Source organism: Phaeobacter sp. CAU 1743, assembly GCF_039839315.1.
In the GTDB taxonomy this organism is placed as follows: Bacteria; Pseudomonadota; Alphaproteobacteria; order Rhodobacterales; family Rhodobacteraceae; genus Phycobacter; species Phycobacter gallaeciensis_A.
Genome location: NZ_JBDOQR010000027.1, coordinates 26,117 through 44,514 on the forward strand (window position 1 = coordinate 26,117; position 18,398 = coordinate 44,514).

At 61.9% G+C, this 18,398-nt stretch carries 21 protein-coding genes; 20 read left to right on the top strand and 1 reads right to left on the bottom strand.

All coding sequences use genetic code 11. The features are described 5' to 3' along the window. The first annotated feature begins 57 nt into the window (after positions 1–57). The 6 genes from AAFO90_RS12125 to AAFO90_RS12150 all read left to right on the top strand — a co-directional run bounded on the left by AAFO90_RS12125 (position 58) and on the right by AAFO90_RS12150 (position 6,009). A complete protein-coding gene (locus AAFO90_RS12125; protein ID WP_009804217.1) occupies positions 58–1,695 on the top strand; it encodes an NAD(P)/FAD-dependent oxidoreductase in 1,638 nt (545 codons plus the stop codon). A gap of 72 nt (positions 1,696–1,767) precedes the next feature. Next, complete coding sequence (locus tag AAFO90_RS12130) at positions 1,768–2,523, top strand: glucose 1-dehydrogenase (protein WP_009804216.1); 756 nt, start codon at positions 1,768–1,770, stop codon at positions 2,521–2,523. Between the two features lie 76 nt (positions 2,524–2,599). Beyond that, positions 2,600–3,358 carry an electron transfer flavoprotein subunit beta/FixA family protein gene (locus AAFO90_RS12135; protein WP_009804215.1) on the top strand — a complete coding sequence of 253 codons (759 nt, stop codon included), beginning with the start codon at positions 2,600–2,602 and terminating at the stop codon, positions 3,356–3,358. Then, entirely contained in the window at positions 3,358–4,278 is a 921-nt protein-coding gene (locus AAFO90_RS12140; protein WP_009804214.1) for an FAD-binding protein, read from the top strand. The genes AAFO90_RS12135 and AAFO90_RS12140 overlap by 1 nt, the downstream gene beginning before the upstream one ends. A 2-nt stretch (positions 4,279–4,280) precedes the next feature. Beyond that, complete coding sequence (gene pcaF, locus AAFO90_RS12145; protein WP_347509567.1) at positions 4,281–5,480, top strand: 3-oxoadipyl-CoA thiolase; 1,200 nt, start codon at positions 4,281–4,283, stop codon at positions 5,478–5,480. Between the two features lie 319 nt (positions 5,481–5,799). Further along, complete coding sequence (locus AAFO90_RS12150; RefSeq protein ID WP_347509568.1) at positions 5,800–6,009, top strand: helix-turn-helix transcriptional regulator; 210 nt, start codon at positions 5,800–5,802, stop codon at positions 6,007–6,009. A 274-nt stretch (positions 6,010–6,283) separates the two neighbouring features. Here the strand turns inward: AAFO90_RS12150 and AAFO90_RS12155 are convergent, their stop codons facing one another. After that, positions 6,284–6,862 carry a hypothetical protein gene (locus AAFO90_RS12155; protein WP_347509569.1) on the bottom strand — a complete coding sequence of 193 codons (579 nt, stop codon included), beginning with the start codon at positions 6,860–6,862 and terminating at the stop codon, positions 6,284–6,286. A 132-nt stretch (positions 6,863–6,994) separates the two neighbouring features. On the opposite strand from AAFO90_RS12155, the gene AAFO90_RS12160 reads away from it, so the two are divergent. From AAFO90_RS12160 to virB11, 14 genes are read left to right on the top strand one after another with little or no spacing between them, the layout of a single operon-like run. Next, a complete protein-coding gene (locus tag AAFO90_RS12160) occupies positions 6,995–7,309 on the top strand; it encodes a hypothetical protein (protein WP_347509570.1) in 315 nt (104 codons plus the stop codon). Then, entirely contained in the window at positions 7,269–7,946 is a 678-nt protein-coding gene (locus AAFO90_RS12165) for a lytic transglycosylase domain-containing protein (RefSeq protein WP_229737797.1), read from the top strand. Before AAFO90_RS12160 ends, AAFO90_RS12165 begins: the two co-directional genes overlap by 41 nt. Positions 7,947–7,962: 16 nt before the next feature. Continuing rightward, complete coding sequence (locus tag AAFO90_RS12170; RefSeq protein ID WP_347509571.1) at positions 7,963–8,244, top strand: TrbC/VirB2 family protein; 282 nt, start codon at positions 7,963–7,965, stop codon at positions 8,242–8,244. 15 nt (positions 8,245–8,259) lie between these two features. Then, a complete protein-coding gene (locus AAFO90_RS12175) occupies positions 8,260–8,538 on the top strand; it encodes a VirB3 family type IV secretion system protein (protein ID WP_188479831.1) in 279 nt (92 codons plus the stop codon). After that, positions 8,513–10,906, top strand: a complete 2,394-nt coding sequence (locus AAFO90_RS12180) for a type IV secretion system protein B4 (RefSeq protein ID WP_188479832.1) — start codon at positions 8,513–8,515, stop codon at positions 10,904–10,906. Before AAFO90_RS12175 ends, AAFO90_RS12180 begins: the two co-directional genes overlap by 26 nt. Next, positions 10,903–11,112 (top strand): hypothetical protein, encoded by a 210-nt coding sequence (locus tag AAFO90_RS12185; RefSeq protein WP_188479833.1) that lies wholly within the window; start codon positions 10,903–10,905, stop codon positions 11,110–11,112. The genes AAFO90_RS12180 and AAFO90_RS12185 overlap by 4 nt, the downstream gene beginning before the upstream one ends. Continuing rightward, complete coding sequence (locus AAFO90_RS12190; RefSeq protein ID WP_188479834.1) at positions 11,109–12,221, top strand: lytic transglycosylase domain-containing protein; 1,113 nt, start codon at positions 11,109–11,111, stop codon at positions 12,219–12,221. Before AAFO90_RS12185 ends, AAFO90_RS12190 begins: the two co-directional genes overlap by 4 nt. Continuing rightward, the gene (locus AAFO90_RS12195; protein ID WP_188479835.1) at positions 12,218–12,985 is read left to right on the top strand and encodes a type IV secretion system protein; all 768 of its coding nucleotides are present in this window, start codon (positions 12,218–12,220) and stop codon (positions 12,983–12,985) included. The genes AAFO90_RS12190 and AAFO90_RS12195 overlap by 4 nt, the downstream gene beginning before the upstream one ends. Further along, positions 12,982–13,419: a hypothetical protein gene (locus tag AAFO90_RS12200; RefSeq protein ID WP_347509572.1), complete on the top strand. Its 438-nt coding sequence runs from the start codon at positions 12,982–12,984 to the stop codon at positions 13,417–13,419. The genes AAFO90_RS12195 and AAFO90_RS12200 overlap by 4 nt, the downstream gene beginning before the upstream one ends. Continuing rightward, positions 13,420–14,424: a type IV secretion system protein gene (locus AAFO90_RS12205; protein ID WP_347509573.1), complete on the top strand. Its 1,005-nt coding sequence runs from the start codon at positions 13,420–13,422 to the stop codon at positions 14,422–14,424. A 17-nt stretch (positions 14,425–14,441) separates the two neighbouring features. Further along, positions 14,442–15,122, top strand: coding sequence for a type IV secretion system protein (locus tag AAFO90_RS12210; protein WP_188479838.1), 681 nt, complete (start codon positions 14,442–14,444; stop codon positions 15,120–15,122). A gap of 5 nt (positions 15,123–15,127) precedes the next feature. Continuing rightward, a complete protein-coding gene (locus AAFO90_RS12215; RefSeq protein ID WP_188479839.1) occupies positions 15,128–15,850 on the top strand; it encodes a TrbG/VirB9 family P-type conjugative transfer protein in 723 nt (240 codons plus the stop codon). A gap of 2 nt (positions 15,851–15,852) precedes the next feature. Then, the gene (locus tag AAFO90_RS12220; protein WP_008335600.1) at positions 15,853–17,280 is read left to right on the top strand and encodes a TrbI/VirB10 family protein; all 1,428 of its coding nucleotides are present in this window, start codon (positions 15,853–15,855) and stop codon (positions 17,278–17,280) included. After that, entirely contained in the window at positions 17,277–18,263 is a 987-nt protein-coding gene (gene virB11, locus AAFO90_RS12225; RefSeq protein WP_347509574.1) for a P-type DNA transfer ATPase VirB11, read from the top strand. Before AAFO90_RS12220 ends, virB11 begins: the two co-directional genes overlap by 4 nt. The last annotated feature ends 135 nt before the right edge of the window (positions 18,264–18,398 follow it).

Below are 18,398 nucleotides of genomic sequence, written 5' to 3' on the forward strand. Positions count from 1 at the left end.
TCTAGCATCTCACCCGCAATCTGCGGGGCGGAGCGGTCTTACTCTGGGAGGAGTGATATGAACATTCAGACTGAGAATACTAAAACGGTCGGAGCGGATTTTGACGCAGTCGTCATTGGCGCGGGCTTCGGCGGGCTTTACGCTGTCCACAAACTTCGCAACGAGCAGGGACTGAACGTCCGGGGCTATGACAGCGCCAGTGACGTTGGCGGCACCTGGTGGTGGAACCGATATCCCGGTGCGCTGTCAGACACGGAAAGCTATGTCTATCGCTATTCTTTTGACAAAGAGTTGCTTCGAAAAGGCCGCTGGAAAACCCGGTATCTGACCCAGCCCGAGATCCTCGAATACATGAACGAGGTAGCGGATCATCTCGATCTTCGACGCAGCTACAAGTTCGACACCAAAGTGGATGGCGCGCACTATAATGAAAAAACCGGTCTCTGGAACGTGATCACTGATAGTGGTGAGACAGTTACCGCAAAATACCTTGTCACTGGCCTCGGTCTCTTGTCCGCAACGAATGTTCCAAAATTCAAGGGCATCGATGATTTCAAAGGCCGTATCTTACACACAGGTGCCTGGCCCGAGGGAGTGGACTTGAGCAACAAACGCGTGGGCATTATCGGCACCGGCTCGACGGGTGTTCAGGTTATCACTGCAACGGCACCAATTGCAAAACACCTGACTGTTTTTCAGCGCTCTGCACAATATGTCGTGCCGATTGGGAACACCCCGCAAGACGATGCTACCATCGCCGAGCAAAAGGCGAACTACGATAATATCTGGAATCAAGTGAAGAATTCTGTTGTGGCCTTCGGCTTCGAAGAAAGCGCCGAACCCGCCGAAACCGCCTCGCCCGAGGAACGGGAGCGGGTCTTCGAAGCCGCCTGGCAGCGCGGCGGTGGTTTCTATTTCATGTTTGGCACCTTTTGCGATATTGCGACCAGCCAAGTGGCCAATGATGCGGCCGCTGACTTCATCAAGGGCAAGATCAAGCAAATCGTGAAGGACCCCAAGGTCGCAGAGAAACTGACGCCGAAGGACCTTTACGCCAAGCGCCCGCTTTGCGGAAACAACTATTACGAGGTCTACAACCGAGACAACGTGACCCTCGCCGACGTGAAGGCCGATCCGATCGCAGAGTTCACTCCGAACGGCATTCGTCTCGAAAGCGGCGAGGAGCATGAGCTTGACATCGTAATCTTTGCCACTGGTTTCGATGCGGTCGACGGCAATTACGTCAAAATGGACCTCCGCGGACGCGGAGGCGTGACCATGCGCGACACTTGGAAGGAAGGCCCACTCGGTTACCTCGGCATGATGGAGGTAGACTTCCCTAACTTCTTCATGATCCTTGGCCCTAATGGCCCCTTCACTAACCTGCCCCCCAGCATTGAGACGCAAGTTGAATGGATCGCTGACACGATTTGCGCAATGGAAGAAGAGGGGGTTCAAAGTGTGGAGCCAACCGTGGAGGCGCGCGACGCTTGGGTTGGCACCTGCCGTGAAATCGCCGACATGACACTCTTCCCCAAAGCTGAAAGCTGGATCTTCGGCGCAAATATCCCCGGAAAGAAGAATGCGGTGATGTTCTACATGGCCGGGATTGGCAATTATCGCAATGCCATTAGTGCGGTTAAGGAGGAAGGTTATACATCCCTGATCCGCGACCGCACTGCCGAGAAGGTGTAAAGAATTCCGTCGGGCATTAAGAAAACCCGGCGGAAACAATTAAATTTGTTCATGAACACTCAGGAGAGAACTATGGGACGGGTATCCGGAAAAGTCGCACTGGTAACAGGTGGCGCCATGGGCATGGGAAAAGCCCATTGTGAAACGCTGGCACGTGAAGGCGCGCATGTATTTGTAACCGACCGTGATACGGAAGCGGGTGAAAGCGTAGTAAAAGGTATCATTGGAGCCGGAGGGAAGGCGGAATTCATTCAGCATGACGTGACGCTTGAAGAAGATTGGAAGAATGTCATCTCCACGGTGCAATCAAGTGCTGGTCGACTTGATGTGCTAGTGAACAACGCTGGCATTCTCATTCTGAAGCCGCTCCACGAAACCTCGCCTGACGAATTTGACATGACGATCAACGTCAATGTACGCGGTGTTTATCTCGGTATCCGAGCCGCGGTTCCATTGATGAAAGAGACCGAAAAAGCATCAATTATCAATATTTCTTCAATCTATGGGATTGTTGGTGCCGCTTCGGCGGGAGCCTACATTGGATCCAAAGGCGCCGTACGGATGTTGACCAAATCCTGCGCAGTCGACCTGGCCGAAAGTGGCATACGTGTCAATTCGATCCATCCCGGTGTCATCGATACTCCCATGACAAAAGATCTGCTACACGCCGACGAAGAGACCCGGCAGGCAATTCTGGGGGCCACGCTGCTCAAGCGGCCAAGCAAACCTGAAGAGGTTTCGAATGCGGTCCTGTTCCTCGCATCGGATGAGTCATCGTTCGTTCACGGAGCAGAGATTGTAGTAGATGGCGGTTATACTGCGAATTGACAGAGACACATCCCAAGTAACGGCCTGGAACCCGGGCCGTTACTGCCATTGCAAATTTCCAAGACGATAAACGCCAATGAAAATAATTGCACCTATAAAACACCTAATTGATTACAACGTGAAGGTTCGCGTTAAGGCGGACGGTAGCGGAGTTGGTCTCGCGAATGTGAAGATGTCGATGAACCCGTTCGACGAGATTGCGGTTGAAGAGGCGATCCGTCTGAAGGAAGCGGGCAAGGCGGACGAGCTTGTCGTCGTGTCGATCGGCGTGAAACAGGCGCAGGAAACGCTGCGCACGGCGCTGGCGATGGGCGCGGACCGGGCGATCCTCGTCGTGGCCGCCGACGACGTGCACCAAGATATCGAGCCGCTGGCGGTGGCCAAGATCCTAAAGGCCGTGATCGACGCCGAGGCGCCGGGCCTGGTGATCGCGGGCAAACAGGCGATCGACAACGACATGAACGCGACCGGCCAGATGCTGGCGGCGCTGCTGGGCTGGGGTCAGGCGACCTATGCCTCTGAGGTTGCGATCGAGGGCGAGCATGCCGTCGTGACCCGCGAAGTGGACGGCGGTCTGCAGACCATCAAGGTGAAGCTGCCGGCGATCGTCACCGCCGACCTGCGCCTGAACGAGCCGCGCTACGCCTCGCTGCCCAACATCATGAAAGCCAAGAAGAAACCGCTGGACGAAAAGACCGCCGCCGATTTCGGCGTCGATGTCACGCCGCGCCTGACCGTCGTCAAGACGGCAGAGCCCGCCGCGCGTTCGGCCGGGGAAATGGTTGGCTCGGTCGACGAGCTGGTGTCGAAGCTGAAAGAAAAGGGGATCGTGTAATGGCTGTTCTTCTCCTTGCAGAAATCGCCGGTGGTGCACTGGCGCTGGACGCCACCGCCAAGGCGGTGACCGCTGCCAAATCGCTGGGCGATGTGACCGTTCTGGTTGCGGGCCCCGCTGCCGCAGGCGAGGCCGCGTCGAAGATCGACGGCGTGGCAAAGGTTCTGGTGGCGGATGACGCCGCCTATGCCAACGGCCTGGCCGAGCCGGTCGCCGATCTGGTGGTCAGCCTGGCAGGCAATTATGAACATATCGTTGCTCCGTCCACGGCGAGCGCGAAAAACATCCTGCCGCGCGTCGCGGCGCTGCTGGACGTGATGGTTTTGTCGGACGTCACCGCCATCGTGGACGGGTCCACGTTCGAACGCCCGATCTACGCGGGCAACGCGATTCAGACGGTAAAGTCCAACGATTCCAAGAAGGTACTGACCGTCCGCACCACCGCCTTCGACGCGGCTGGCCAGGGTGGTTCGGCCGCCGTCGAGGCCATCGCAGCGGCCGGCAACGCGGGCCTGAGCGCCTGGGTCGAGGACAAGGTCGCGGCGTCGGATCGTCCGGAACTGACCTCGGCCAAGATCGTGGTCTCGGGCGGTCGCGGCGTCGGTTCCGAGGAGAACTTCGCGATCATCGAGGGCCTGGCCGACAAGCTGGGCGCGGCGGTCGGCGCCTCGCGCGCGGCGGTGGATAGCGGGTTCGCACCGAACGACTGGCAGGTCGGCCAGACCGGCAAGGTCGTGGCGCCCGAGCTGTACATCGCGGTCGGGATTTCCGGGGCAATTCAACACCTTGCAGGCATGAAGGACAGCAAGGTCATCGTCGCCATCAACAAGGATGAAGAGGCCCAGATCTTCCAGGTCGCCGACTACGGCCTGGTCGCAGACCTGCTCGACGCCGTCCCGGATATGACAAAGGCACTCTAAGAATGACAAACGTCTACATCTGCGATTACATCCGCACACCAATTGGTCGCTATGGCGGCGCGCTTTCTTCTGTGCGAGCCGACGATCTTGGTGCAATCCCACTCAGGGCCCTGGCCAGCCGAAACCCGAAGCTAGATCTAGCGGCCATTGACGAAGTGATTTTCGGCTGCGCCAACCAGGCGGGCGAGGACAACCGCAACGTCGCACGCATGTCGCTGCTACTCGCGGGATTTCCGGATTGTGTCCCTGGCACGACGATGAACCGGTTGTGCGGATCGGGTATGGACGCCGTAATCACAGCCGCCCGCGCGATCAAAGCTGGAGAAGCCGATCTCATTGTTGCTGGCGGTGTGGAAAGCATGTCTCGTGCTCCGTTTGTGATGCCAAAAGCTACAACTGCATTCTCGCGCGAAAATTCTGTGGAAGACACCACCATCGGCTGGCGTTTCGTCAACAAGCTGATGGAGGCGCAATACGGCGTCGACTCCATGCCGGAAACTGCGGAAAACGTGGCCAAAGAATTCAACATCGACCGCGAAGACCAGGACGCCTTCGCGCTCCGCTCCCAGCAGGCGGCGGGCCGCGCGATGGAAAACGGGCGTCTGGCAAAAGAGATCGTTCCGGTCGTGATCCCGCAGCGGAAGGGTGACCCGATTGTCGTCGACACCGACGAGCATCCGCGCCCGTCAACTACGCTCGAGAGTCTGCAAAAGCTCAAGACTATCGTAAAAGCAGACGGCACAGTGACGGCTGGTAACGCATCCGGCGTGAATGACGGCGCTGCCGCACTGATCCTTGCGACCAAAGAAGCCGCTGAGAAGCACGGCCTTAAGCCAATCGCAAAGGTGCTCGGTGGGGCGACGGCCGGTGTTGCGCCGCGCATCATGGGCTTTGGTCCGGCACCCGCGGCGAAAAAGCTGATGAAGCGACTGGGCCTTGGCCAAGAAGACTTCGCGGTCATCGAACTTAATGAAGCGTTTGCGTCGCAGGGTCTCGCCACGCTGCGCGATCTCGGCGTTGCGGACAACGACCCGCGCGTGAACCCAAATGGTGGCGCTATCGCTCTTGGCCATCCACTGGGCATGTCTGGCGCTCGGATCACAGGTACGGCGATGCTAGAACTCAAGTCTGGCGAGAAATCGCTTTCAACCATGTGCATCGGCGTAGGCCAAGGCATCGCCATCGTGCTGGAAGCCGTGTGAAGGAGTCTGACTTCGGCTATTTATTACATAATACCAATTATGCGATTTTTGGCCAACCCCAAATTTCCCTGTAGAATTCGTCCTCTACAACCTCCCTGTGGACGACCAACTGGCGGCACCGGTATTGCCGGTGCCGCCCTTTTCCGAAAGAATTATTGAACGGCCCATAATGTTTGCGAGACGGATCATCCCGTGACCTGCGTTTCGGCAGGCATCCCAATCCGGCGATCTCGCGCCGTTCCAAGATTTCTTCTCTGCACCTCCGAATGTAACATATATCGCGTGGCGATATTTCGCGCAGCGTGCCCGTTTCGCGGGCATGAACTTGCGGGACCGTGTAGCACTGAACATCCAGGACTTGAGACGCGCCCGCGGCCTCAGCCAGGAGGAGCTTGCTCATCAGGCCGACGTGAGCCGCGGCCATATGGGCAAGGTCGAGAACGCAAAGTTCGCGGCCTCCCTCGATCTTCTCGAACGCATCGCCAAGGCGCTCAATGTCGACCCCGAAGAGCTCTTCGCGAAACGCTAATGCGCTTCCTGAGGCTTTGATCCCGCCATTCCCTAACGAGAGAAAGAGCGGCAAGAACAGTACGAGTAGCACGGGTAAAAATGGCGAAGAGAAAGACAGGTTGGCCTTTCCAGGACGGGTTTCTGAACGATGGCACACAGGAGATTCACTTGTTCACCGATTACCGTTGGAATGATGGCTCGGTAAGTCGCCGCTGGCATGTCGACCGGGAACGCTTTGATGCTTGTCTGGCCGAGCTTCGCACAGTTTCCCTGAGGGCATCAAACGATACGGATCAGTAGGAAAACCACTCCGAATGGCCCATGTTGCCCTCGAAGTCTCCGTACTCGACCATGATACTGCGCGAATAGAAGTACGAGGAACTTCCGCCGCTCGGAGAGGCGATCTCCTGACCGCTTTCCGATACGAATGTCGCGGGCCAAGGTGTGTGGGATCGGTAGACCCGCTGGATGTACCGGCAGGTGCGGTTCTCTCGGTCGCAGGAACGAAGCGACCAGTCCCAATACCGATCACCTCCCCTTTCTCTATAGGCTTGACCGATGAACCAGATCACATGGGTCCGGTTCAGCCATTCGTATTCGGGCAGGTTGGTGTCGAGCTCGCCCTCTCCGCCGGGTCCACCCAGCTCAACCGGCACATGGGCAAAGGTGCAGACCCCGAAGGGCGGCAGGCTTGGCCAGGGCGTGATACGGCGGATCATGGTGCGATAGGCCCGTGCACAGACGGCGTTCGGGGGGAACCCTCCCGCCATGCAGAGCATGATGGCGCAGTCGATGTCATAGGCCTGCGCCTTCTCTGGGGCTCCAAACGCCGCCATCACCCCCATCACCACTGCCATCGCCTGTCGTCTCATCTCGCCCTCCCGCAAAAGTTGCGGCAACTATCGTGCAATATGTATTTTTCTGCAATATGTCGTATTGACTCCATATGACTTTATGGCCTTAGTGTCGTGAAGTAGAAGGGCTCTCGTGGGGAGAGTCCGAACATGCCGATAGCGCGCAACCAGATCCTGATCACCATCGATGGGGTGAAAGACCTGTCCGAGAAGGGCATCGCGTTCCGCTGCCGGTATGAACTCGTGGGGTTCACGGACGATGGCAAGCCGCGCTACCAGTGCATCTACCTGCGCGAGGGCGAGCCGGAAGCCATTCTCGTCTCGACCCGGATCACCCCACACGGGCCAGAGCCGCGGTATTTCAACATATGGCCGGGTCTCTTCAAACATCATCTCGAGTTCGGTGACGGGCGCGATCTGCGCTTTGGTCCTGACTACAGCATCACCCTCGAAGAGCGCCGCTGACGTCATCGCCTTTGGCCGCGACGGCACGGCTAGGACCTCGGGTTGGACGTTTCATGGCGAGCGGCCTGCATGGGCCGGTCTGGATGATGGCGCTGGGGCCGAAGTCGTTCTGGCCTCGCTGGATGTTGCGCAGCCTTCCGGCCGTGACGACATCCTCTCCCTGATCCAGACGACTGCCGTCCGCCACCAGAGGAACCGTGCCCTGCGCCAAGTTAATCTGGGCGCCGACGACTGGCAGGTTCTTTTCCGCGCGCTGGTCGAAGCTGAAAGCAGCTATAACCCGACCGCCGTCAGCCCCAAGGGCGCCTATGGCCTAGGGCAGCTGATGCCGGACACGGCCCGCGCCCTCGGGGTCGATCCGCGCGATCCCTCCCAGAACCTCGACGGTGCCGCGCGCTATCTGCTCGCACAGCTTGCGACCTTCAAGGACATCGACCTGGCCCTCGCGGCCTACAATGCCGGGCCGCATCGGGTCGTCGAATATTCCGGTGTCCCGCCCTTCGCCGAGACCCGTGACTACATCGCCCGCATCCACCGGATTCGGTCTCGGCTGGCAGGCACCCCCGTTTCCGCGCCGGACACAAGCATCGCAGACCGGGTGCCTGCCCGCGCGCCCGTCCTTATCGATCTTCAATAAAACAAGGGAACTTCGCATGCTTCGACATCGCCTCAGCCACCTCTTGCCTGTCGCCACAACCTTGACGGCTTTCGCAACGCCCGCCCTCGCGCAGGACTTGTCGCCGATCCAGACCATGCTGGAAACCGTCGAGGCCGCGCTGACCGGTCCCATCGGGATCGCGGTCGCCACGCTTGCCGTCATCGGCACCGGTTTCATGTGCATGATGGGGCGACTGAACTGGGGCTGGTTCGCCTCGGTCATCATCGGGATCGTGCTGATCTTCTCGGCCGGCACCATCGTCGACGGCTTCTCCTGAGATCCGAGTAGAGCAGTGGCAGAACGATCCCCCCTTTTTCTGGGCCTCGCCCGTCCGCCCAAGTATCTGGGTCTCCCTGTCGGATACCTCGTGGTGCTGGCGAGCGGGGTCGTTCTGCCGTTCATCTGGACGAAGTCGATGGTGTTTTTCCTGATCGGCCTCGTCGCCTATCCGATCCTCTGGTTCGTCGCCGACCGCGAGCCGCATTTCTTCGAAGTGCTGCGCGTCTCCTACGGCTCTGTGCGCGCGACGAAGAACCGGGCTCTGCATGGAGGCGACAGCTTTGGCGCGTGATGCAGGCACCCATTCTTCATTCGGGACTGCCTTGCATCAAGCGGGCGGAGGTGACTTCGCGCGAGAAAGCTATCTCGCGGAGCACCTGCCGTATTTCGCTTGCGCCGATGACGATGTCATGGTGCTGCGTGAGGGCGACCTCATGGCCACCCTCCGCCTCGACGGTTTGAACCCGATGACCACCGAGGATGCCCGGCTCGACGCGCTCAAGCGCGCGGTCGCGGCCATCGTCGCCCAGACCGGAAACGCCTTTGGCTTCTACATCCACCGGATCTCCGTGCCGCAGGATCTCGGAATGCGCCCCATTGACGGTGACAGCTTAGCCGCCGCGATCGATGCGCGGTGGCAGGCCCATGTCAAAGACCTGCGCCCGGCCAAGCGCCAGCTCTATCTCAGCGTCATCCGGCGGCCCGATATCTCCGCACGCATTCCGCTCCTGCGGGCGCTGGCCCGCAAGGCCTGGGTCAAGGACCGCGCGACGCGGATGCAGGAACTCAACGAGGTCATGGGCTTCTTCGAGGTGGCGCTCTCCTCCGCCAATCCGGTCCGGCTGACCCGCAGCGGCGGCGAATGGCTGGGCTATCTCAATACGCTGAACGCGGGTAGCTTCTCCCCCATCGCCTTCGGCCAAAGCGCCCTGCCCCTCTCGCATACCCTGAGCAACTGCCGCGCGACCTTTGATGGCGACGTGGTCACCCTGACCGACGCCGTGACCGGTCGGGTCAAATATGGTGCGCTCTTCTCGATGAAGACCTACCCGGCATTGACAGATGTGACACTGCTCGACGCGCTCGACCTGCCGCTCGATATCGTGCTGACGAACTCCTTCAGCCCGATCCCCAACAACATCATGGCCGAGCGCATCCAGCGGATCATCCGCCAGATGCAGGCTTCCGACGACGCGGCCGTCTCTCTGCGCGAACAGCTCGGCCAGGCCGCAGACGACCAGGAAGCTGGCCGCATCGCCTTTGGCGACCACCACCTCTCGATCGCCGTCTATGCGCCCGACCGCGACACGCTCGAACGGGCCGCCGCCCAGATCAAGCGCGTCGGACAGGAAATCATGTCGGTGATCGTGCGCGAAAACATGGCCCTGAAAGCCACCTACTTCGCGCAATCCCCCGGAAATTTCGGCTACCGGGCGCGCAAGACGCCGATCTCCTCGATCAATTTCGCCGACTTCGCAGCATTGCATGGCAGCGTCGAGGGCCGCGGTCCCGATCAATCGCCCTGGGGCCAGACCATCTCGGTGCTGCCCACGGTCGGCACCTCTGGCTATCGCTTCAATTTCCACGAGGCGGGCGGTCCGGGCAAGGAACCGACCGTCGGCCATACGCTGGTTCTGGGGCGCACCGGCACCGGCAAGACGCTGACCACCGCCTTCCTCGCGGCCCAAGCGCAGCGGGTGGGCGCGCGGCTTTTCTTCTTCGACAAGGATCGCGGCCTCGAGATGGCAGTCCGCGCCCTCGGTGGGCGTTACAACGAGATCCGTGCCGGCGTGCCCTCCGGCTTGAACCCGCTCGATACCGAAATCGATGAACGTGGCCGTGCCTGGCTCTCGGATTGGCTTTCGACCCTTCTTTCCCGGGGCGGAACCCTCACCGGCGAGCAGTCCCGCCATATCCAGAGCGCAGTCTCACAAAATGCCCATGCCGAGGGCTCTCTGCGGCGTTTCGCAAGCTTCGAGACCCTGTTCCAGTCGCTCGATGATGATGGCGAGCTGCAATCCCGCGTCGCCGAATGGGCCCCGGGCGGGCGCTATGGCTGGGTTTTCGATGAACCGGAATATGGCGCGGGGCTTGAACTCGCCTCCGACATCATCGGCTTCGATATGACCGAGATTCTCGACATGACCACCGAGCGGATGGCGGTTCTCTCCTACATTTTCCGCCAGATCGAACGCCTGGTCGAGGATCGCCGCCCGACGATCATCGTCCTCGACGAGGCCTGGAAGCTACTCGACGATCCGTACTTCGGAGCGCGGCTGGAGAACTGGCTGGTGACGCTGCGCAAAATGAACTGCGTCGTGATCATGATGACGCAGTATCCGAGCCAGCTGCGCGACAGCCGCGTCGGCAAGACCATCGTCGAGACGGTGCCGACACAGATCCTCTTCCCGAACGACCGTGCCACGATCTCGGATTACGACTTTCTGCGCGTGAACGCCAAGGAGGCCGCCCTTCTGGTCCAGCCCACCATAGGACAGCGCATCGCGCTGGTGCGCTCGGCAGGTGACAGCGTCTTCGTCGATGCGGACCTTTCGGCGCTCGGCACCCTCCTTCCCATCCTTGGCGGCGGCGCCACCGGCGAGGCGCGCGTGCCCGCCGATTGGCGCACCAACCCCGATTTTTGGAGACATGTGATATGAGTATGAAACCCCTCCTCGCGCTTTGCGCCGCCGCAGGCCTTCTCTCGGCTTGCGAAAAGTACACCGAGAAAACCTCGCCCTGCTTCGGGCGCAATGGCGAGCCGCAGGTGACGCGCGCCGCCCTCTCCTTCTCAACCATGGGCGCACCGGTGCAGGAGACGGCCAAACCCGACTGCACATTCGAGCCCCTGCCCCGCCCGGAATGAGCCGCGCCGCGATCATATCCGCCGGGCTCTGCCTCGGCCTAGGCGCCCTGCCCGCGCATACCCAGGGCGTGCCGACGCAGGACAATTCCGCGATCGGGCGCGCCATTGCGCGGGTGACAGCTCTCGCCGAGGATCTGGGCGTACAGCAGGACAAGGATCGCACCGAGTCCACGCTCGCTGATGTCCAGGCCGACCAGCTGCGCGTCCTCGAGGAGATGACCGCCGCAATCACCGGACCCGGCTTTGACATCCGCGCTCTCGAAGGGAATGCCGACTTCGGGGTCGCGGCGGTCTACCCCAATACCGACCCTAGCCCCATGAACAGCCGCCTCTTTGGCGAGGGCCGCGAGACGGTCGAGATGATGATCGTCGAGGTCGCGGGGGAATTCGCAGGCGCCCCCGGCGTGGCCCGCGCCGGACTTTCGGCCACCCAATGGCGCTGCCTTTTCCAGGCCCTGATCAAGCAGGAAAGCCGCTTCAATGTCGCCGCAGAAAGCCCGGTCGGGGCCTATGGCCTGACCCAGCTTATGCCTGGCACCGCCTCCGACCTCGGCGTCGACCGCTATGACGTGAAGGACAACCTGCGCGGCGGGGCCCGCTATATCACGACCCAACTCACCCGCTTCGGCAATATCCCCCATGCGCTCGCGGCCTATAACGCAGGACCGGGCCGGGTCATCGAATATGGTGGCGTGCCACCCTTTGCCGAGACCCAAGGCTATGTTCGCAACATCTCCAAGTTCTACAACGAATATCTTGCCGTGGTGGGTGGTGCCGACGCGCTCGGCACGCTCTCGCCCTCGGATTTTGCGCTCGCTGAATATGCCAGCATCTCCGAGGCCGGCGTCTATTACGCGGCCGACAGTTCCGCCACGACCGAACAGGTGATCAACCGCCTGCGCGCGATCATCCTGCAGATCGACGCGCAGCCCAATGCCAAGGCGGCCTGGGAGCTCAACACCTACGCCAAGGCCGAGATCGGCCGCATCCTCAATCTTCGTGTCCGGCTGATGGCCGCCAATCAGCAGCGCGAGGCGGCCTATGCCCAACACCTCGTCGCCGACCGGCTGGCCGAGCGCGACTTCATGCAGATGGGAGTTCCCGAATGAGACAGCTTCTCCTGACCGTGGCTGCGGTCACCACACTCGGGCTCGCCTCGCCCGCAACAGCCCAAGGCGTGCCGACCTTTGATGGCTCACAGCTTGGCCAGCTCGTGGCCCAGCTCGAACACATGGCCGAGGACCTGAATGTCCAGATGCAACAGCTCGCCACCATGCGGCTGGAGTTGGAAACCCAACTGTCGCAGCTCACCAACCTCGAGGCGCAACTGACCTCGCTCATCGAAGGCAGCGGGTTGGGAGAGCTTTTCGCCACGGTCGAGGAATTCCGCGCCCTGCGAGGCAAGCTAGTGGCCCCCCTCAATACTGCGCAATCGCTGGCGAGCGGGGATTTCCTGAGCGGGTTCAATCCCGGCGCGGAACTCTCGGCCTCTGTCGAGAGGGTGCTCTCGGGCAGCGGCTTCACTTCGGAGCGCCTCAGCACACTCTCGGGCTCGGATGAGCCCGCCGACAACCGGATCGCCGCCTCGGCCGGGGCCAGTGCCATGCTGTCCGTCGCGGCGCAGGAAAGCCACGAAGAGGCCGGTCAAAGCCTCGAGCGCCTCGAGACCATGGTCGGGCTCATCGACGATCAGGACGGCTTGAAGGCCGCTGTCGATCTCAACACCCGGGTCACCGCCGAGCTCGGGATCATCCTGACCCAGATCTGGCGGCTGGAAGCCGCCCAAGGCGTCAGTGCCGGTCAGCTTGGCGTTGTCGATGCCGCGACCCTCGCGGATGAGCGCAAGTTCCGCTCGATGGCGGTGGATCCATGACAATGTCCATGATCCACAAGTTGGTTTCAGTTCGGGCGCTTGGTCTTGCCGCTCTTGTCTTGGCCGCACTTCACGGTGCCGCACTGGCCCAGACCCCGAACACCGAACCATCCGGCGACACGCCCTTCAGCTCGATGGCTATCGCGCGGGACGAGGCCGACGACTGCCGCGTCGCGAAACCGCCCGTGGATCTCGCCGAAACCGCTTACCTGCGCAATGGTTACCGCGCGATCCTGCGCATCCTGATCGCCGAGGAGGCGCTGACCACAGAGAACTGCACTTGCCTGCTCGACCAGTTCACCTGGGATCAGGCCTTGGGCGCCCTGCCCCGGTTCCGGACCTCGGACAACCCGCGACTGCCGTTCAAGGTGCTCGATCTCTACGCCAAGGCCGATGCGCTGGAAGCCCAGGTTACGGAGGCCTGTGCGGAGTAAATGGGGGTCATTCGCGACATTCTGGGACAGGTCGATGCCGCAGTGAACACCGTGGCGCAGGACGGCTTTGTCTCTTCCGCAGCCTCGGTCGGCAATGTCATCTCGGCGGGCGCGACCCTCCTTGTCGTCCTTCTCGGGATAAACGCGGTGATGCAACTCCGTCCCCTGCCCTTCGGCACGGGCTTTGCCTTCGGGGTGAAGGTCGCACTTGTCGGGATATTCGCGCAGAGCTGGGAAAATTTCAGCGTCATCTATGGCGTGGTCACGGACGTCCCCGACTCCGTCGGCGCCTCGATCCTCGCGCTCACAGGCTCGGGCGACGAGGCCGGGGTCTATGAGAGCCTCGACAATATGGTCGCCCGAATAACCGCCTATGGCGACACGATTGGCGATCGCGCGGGCTGGGTCTTCGGCGCGGTCCTGGGCGCCATCTTCTTCGTCCTCTCCGCCGTCTTTGCCGCCGTCACCGCCGGGATCATCGCCTTCGCCCGCATCGTCTTCGCGCTGATGATTGTCATCGCCCCCTTCATGATCATGACATCGCTTTTCAAACCGACCCAATCCCTCTTCGAGGCCTGGACCCGCGCCACCATCGGCTATGCGCTCATGCCCGTCGCCGCCGCAGGCATCATCGTCGCCATCGCCGAGGCGATCGGGGATGCTTCCGCCGATCCGGGTGACGTGGAGACCGTCAGCCTCATCCTGCCCTTCCTCGTGATCCTCATTCTCAGCGCCGGGATCATGGCTTCCGTTCCCTATATCGCGTCCAATCTCACCGGCGTGGTGGGCATTGCCTCCAACGCCGTTGGTCTGACCGGCCTTGCACGTCAGGGTTTCGTGAACACGCGGGAGTATGGCACGGGTGCGACCTCCCGCCTCGTCACCGGAAAATCGCCGCACGAGCTGAACCAGATGGCCAATGCGGGCGTGGTCAAGACCGGCGAGATGATCCGCCAAAGCCCCGGCGCGCTCCTCTCCGCAGCCAAGGCCTTCCGCAAACCCTGATTTGAAAGACGACGACTTTGAAGAAGACTGTGACCAGTTCCTCCGCGCCTGACCGCGACGCGTTTGAAGCGGATTTCATCTACGGGCCTCGGCGGCGCGAACGATTTGCCTGGTTCGTCGCGGCGGCCGGCGTGCTGGTTGGCGTCGCCGGCATGGTCGCAGGCGCGAGCCTCTTTCCCCTCAAGACGACTGAAACTTTTGTGGTCGTGGTCGACAAGGAAACGGGTGAGATGGACCGTGTTGCGGCTGTCCAGGCGCTGACGCTTTCCGAGAGCGACGCCATCATCCAGGCAAACCTCGTGGCCTATGTCGATGATCGCGAGACCTATGACCTGACCGATGGCGAGCAACGTATCAATGGAGTGCTCGACCGTTCGGATGGCGACGCCGCTCGCACGCTGCGCGATCTCTGGTCCTCCACCAATGAGGATTACCCGATCACCGTCTATGGGCGCGACGCCAAGATCGAGGTGGTGATCAAGTCGGTGAACCAGATCGAGCGCGGCGTGGCCCAGGTCCGCTTCACTCGCACGCTGCGCCGCCCCCGCGACACCCGTACAGTGACGCGCTCTTACGTGGCTACCGTCGGTTACGACTTCCAACCCGAAACCCGCCAGCGCCTTCAGGACGTCTGGGCCAACCCCTTGGGCTTCGTGGTGACCTCCTACCGCGTCGATGCCGAGACCCTGGAGAACTGACCAAGATGAAATCCTTCCCCGCGCTTCTCCTGGCGCTTGCCCTTCCTGTTGCCGCTTTCGCCGAAGCCACGCCGCAAGGCGGCCCGCTCGATATCCGCATCCGCACCGCCGTCTACAACGAAAACCAGGTCTACCGGATCGAGACGGACTTGCGGCATTCGACGACGATTCATTTCGGGGCGGGGGAACGGTTCGAGGCAGTGATCGTCGGCGACACCGAGAGCTTCCAGGTCGACCCGATCCCCGAGCTCGGCAATGTACTGACGATCAAACCGCATGTGGCAAATGCCTCAACCAACATGACGGTGATCACCAACCGGCGCACCTATTCCTTCCACCTGCGCGAGGGCTCGATCCCGAACCGCACCGGGATGTTTTTCGAGGTCCGCTTCCGCTACCCCGACGAGGAACGCCGCGCGGCGGGTGCCACCCAGCCCAAGGGCTATGAGGTGCCGCGCAACTACAACTACCGCGTATCGGGCGAGGGCGACTTCCGCCCCAGCCACATCTATGACGACGGGCGCTACACGTATTTCGTCTTCCCGGAGAACGGTCGCCAGCCCGCCCCCTTCAAAGCCGACAATCAGGGCCGTGAGCGCACGGTCAATTGGACCCAACAAGGCAACACCGTCCGCGTGCTCGGGGTGAACACCTACTGGACGCTGCGCATCGGCGACGAGGCGATCTGCGCCTGGCGCGACGAGAGCGCCATCTATGTGAGCAACTGACCATGGCCGATCAAACCCCTCCTGACCTTCAGGACCGCCTCGATCAGTTTAGCCAGCGTGGCAAATCCAAACGCCGCGGCAACAGCCTCGGGGTCGGTGCCCTCGCCGCCGCCCTCGCTCTTGGCGGCGCCGGGGTAGCGTATTTCCTGGCGACTGGATTGCAGACAAGTGACAGCGCCCTCGAGACTTCCGATGTCGAAACCTTCCAGGACCGCCGCCCCGGCACCGGGGGGCGGCTGGAGTTCCCGCCCGACGAGACCGAGCAACGGGTCAATGACGCTCTGATCGCCGTCGAGGAAGCGCTGGATGTGCCTGCGGCCCCTGCCCCCGAGCCAAGCGCCGAAGTGCTGGCCGAGATTGCCAAGCTGCGCGAGGCCCTTGCCGCGAGCCAAGCCACGCGCAACTCAGAAATCCAGTCCGCCGTTTCTGACCTGCGCGAAGCCTTCGATGAACAGAAAGCGACGCTAGAGGCCACGCTGGCCGAAAAAGAAACCGAGCTTGCCAACCTGCAGCGCCAGACCGAGACCCGGATCGAAGGGTTGCAATCCATGCTCGATGCCGAGAGGGCGCAGCGCGAGGGGCTTGAGGCCGAGCTCGACCGTGAGGGGCTGATTGCTGACCAGCGCCTGCTCGAAGAACGCCGCCGTCAAGAAGAGGAACAGCGTCAGCGCGAGGCCGCACGGGTCGCCGAGGAGCTTCTGGCGGCGCAGATCAAGTCTCCTGCCGTGGTCTATGCCGACGGGCCGCGCGGCGGCGCGAGTGGCGCGGCAGTGGCCGAACCTACCGCCGCTTCTGGTGCCGGGGGGCCGGCCCTCTCGGGCAATGAGCAATTCCTGCAGACTGCCCGCCCGCTCGAGGTGCAGGAGGCTGCCCGCCTCGCTTACCCTGAGCGCACCCTGACCCAAGGCTCGGTTATCCAGGCTGCGCTCCAGACCGCCATCAACAGCGATCTGCCCGGGTCTGTCGTGGCGGTCGTCTCCGAGCCGGTTCCGGCGTTTTCCGGGGACCGGATCCTGATCCCCCGGGGCTCCCGCCTTTTTGGCCAATACCGCTCCGGCATCGAGATGCACCAGAAACGCATTTTGATCGTCTGGACTCGCGTCCTGACGCCGGATGGCACCTCGATAGAAATCGCCGCCGTCGGCGGGGATCAACTCGGCCGCTCGGGCCTGACAGGTCTTGTCGACACCAAGTTCGCCGAGCGCTTCGGTGGGGCGGCGCTGATCTCCGTGATCGGGGCGGCACCTGCCGTGGCGGCGGAGAGTACCAACAACGAAACCACAAGCATCGTCCTGGGTGATGTCGGCAGCGACCTTCAGGATGCGGTTGGATCGGTCATTGCCGACCAGGTCTCGATCGCGCCGACGATCTATGTCGATCAAGGGGCCTCGGTCACCGTGCTCGTGGACCGGGATGTGGTGATCTATTGACCCGGACTGACAGCCCAGCCTCCTACCTCGAACGCTATCTTGACCCGTTCCGCGACCTCTTGCGACGCGACGACGTGGTCGAGATCGCGATCAACCCGGATGGCAAGGTCTGGCTCGAAGTCGCGGGCGACGCCACCATGCGCCACGAAGGCCAGACTGTGGATCGCACCACCGCCCTCAACATGGCCCAGACCATCGTCGGCGACGCCAAAGCCCGCGTCTCTGAAAAGAACCCCCTCGTTTCCGGCAAGGTGGAATATGCAGGCCGTCCTCTTCGGGTCCAGGTCGCCGTGCCACCCGCCATCGATCGCGGGGCCTCGATCACCATCCGCCTTTTCGCCTCGGGCAGCGTTCGGGATTACGCCCCGGCCTATCTCTTCGGCAAAGCCGTCTCGCTCGATGCGCTCCGCGCTGAGAAGATGAAGAACATCGCCAGCCTCGCAGAAGAAAACCTCGAGGCCGCTCTGCAAACCCTGGTCGAGGCACGGCTCAACGTCCTGATCAGCGGTGGCACCTCGACCGGCAAGACCACCTTTGCACGGCACCTGCTGACCCATGTCAGTGAGCACGAGCGGCTGATCACCATTGAGGACGCCTTCGAGCTGTTCCCCGGCCAGCCGAACACCGTCGCCCTCCTGGCCGACCGCGGCGCCGGATCGCAACGCAGCGCCAACGCCCTCCTGCAGGCCTCCCTCCGTATGCGCCCCGACCGGATCATCGTCGGCGAGCTGCGCGGCGCCGAGGCCCTGACCTATCTCGAGGCGATCAACACCGGTCATGGCGGGTCGGTCTCCACCATCCACGCCGAAACCGCGGAACTCGCCATCGACCGGCTGGCGATCATGGTGCTGCAGGCTGGCACACCGCTGACCTTCGCGGAGGTCCGGGAATACATCCGAAAATCCATCGATGTGATCGTTCAGCTCGGGCGCGCCGAGGGGAAGCGGGGGATTACCGAGTTCTATCTGCCGGGCGGTAGATGACAGGCCGACCACCCCGACACTGGAAGACCCTGAAAAGAGCCGCATAACAGCCCGAGACCGTGGGGTTTTTCTTCCTTGCAGAGTCCATTTGGGCTACACCCCCAATAAACTGCGGCACGGACCAATCCGTGGAGG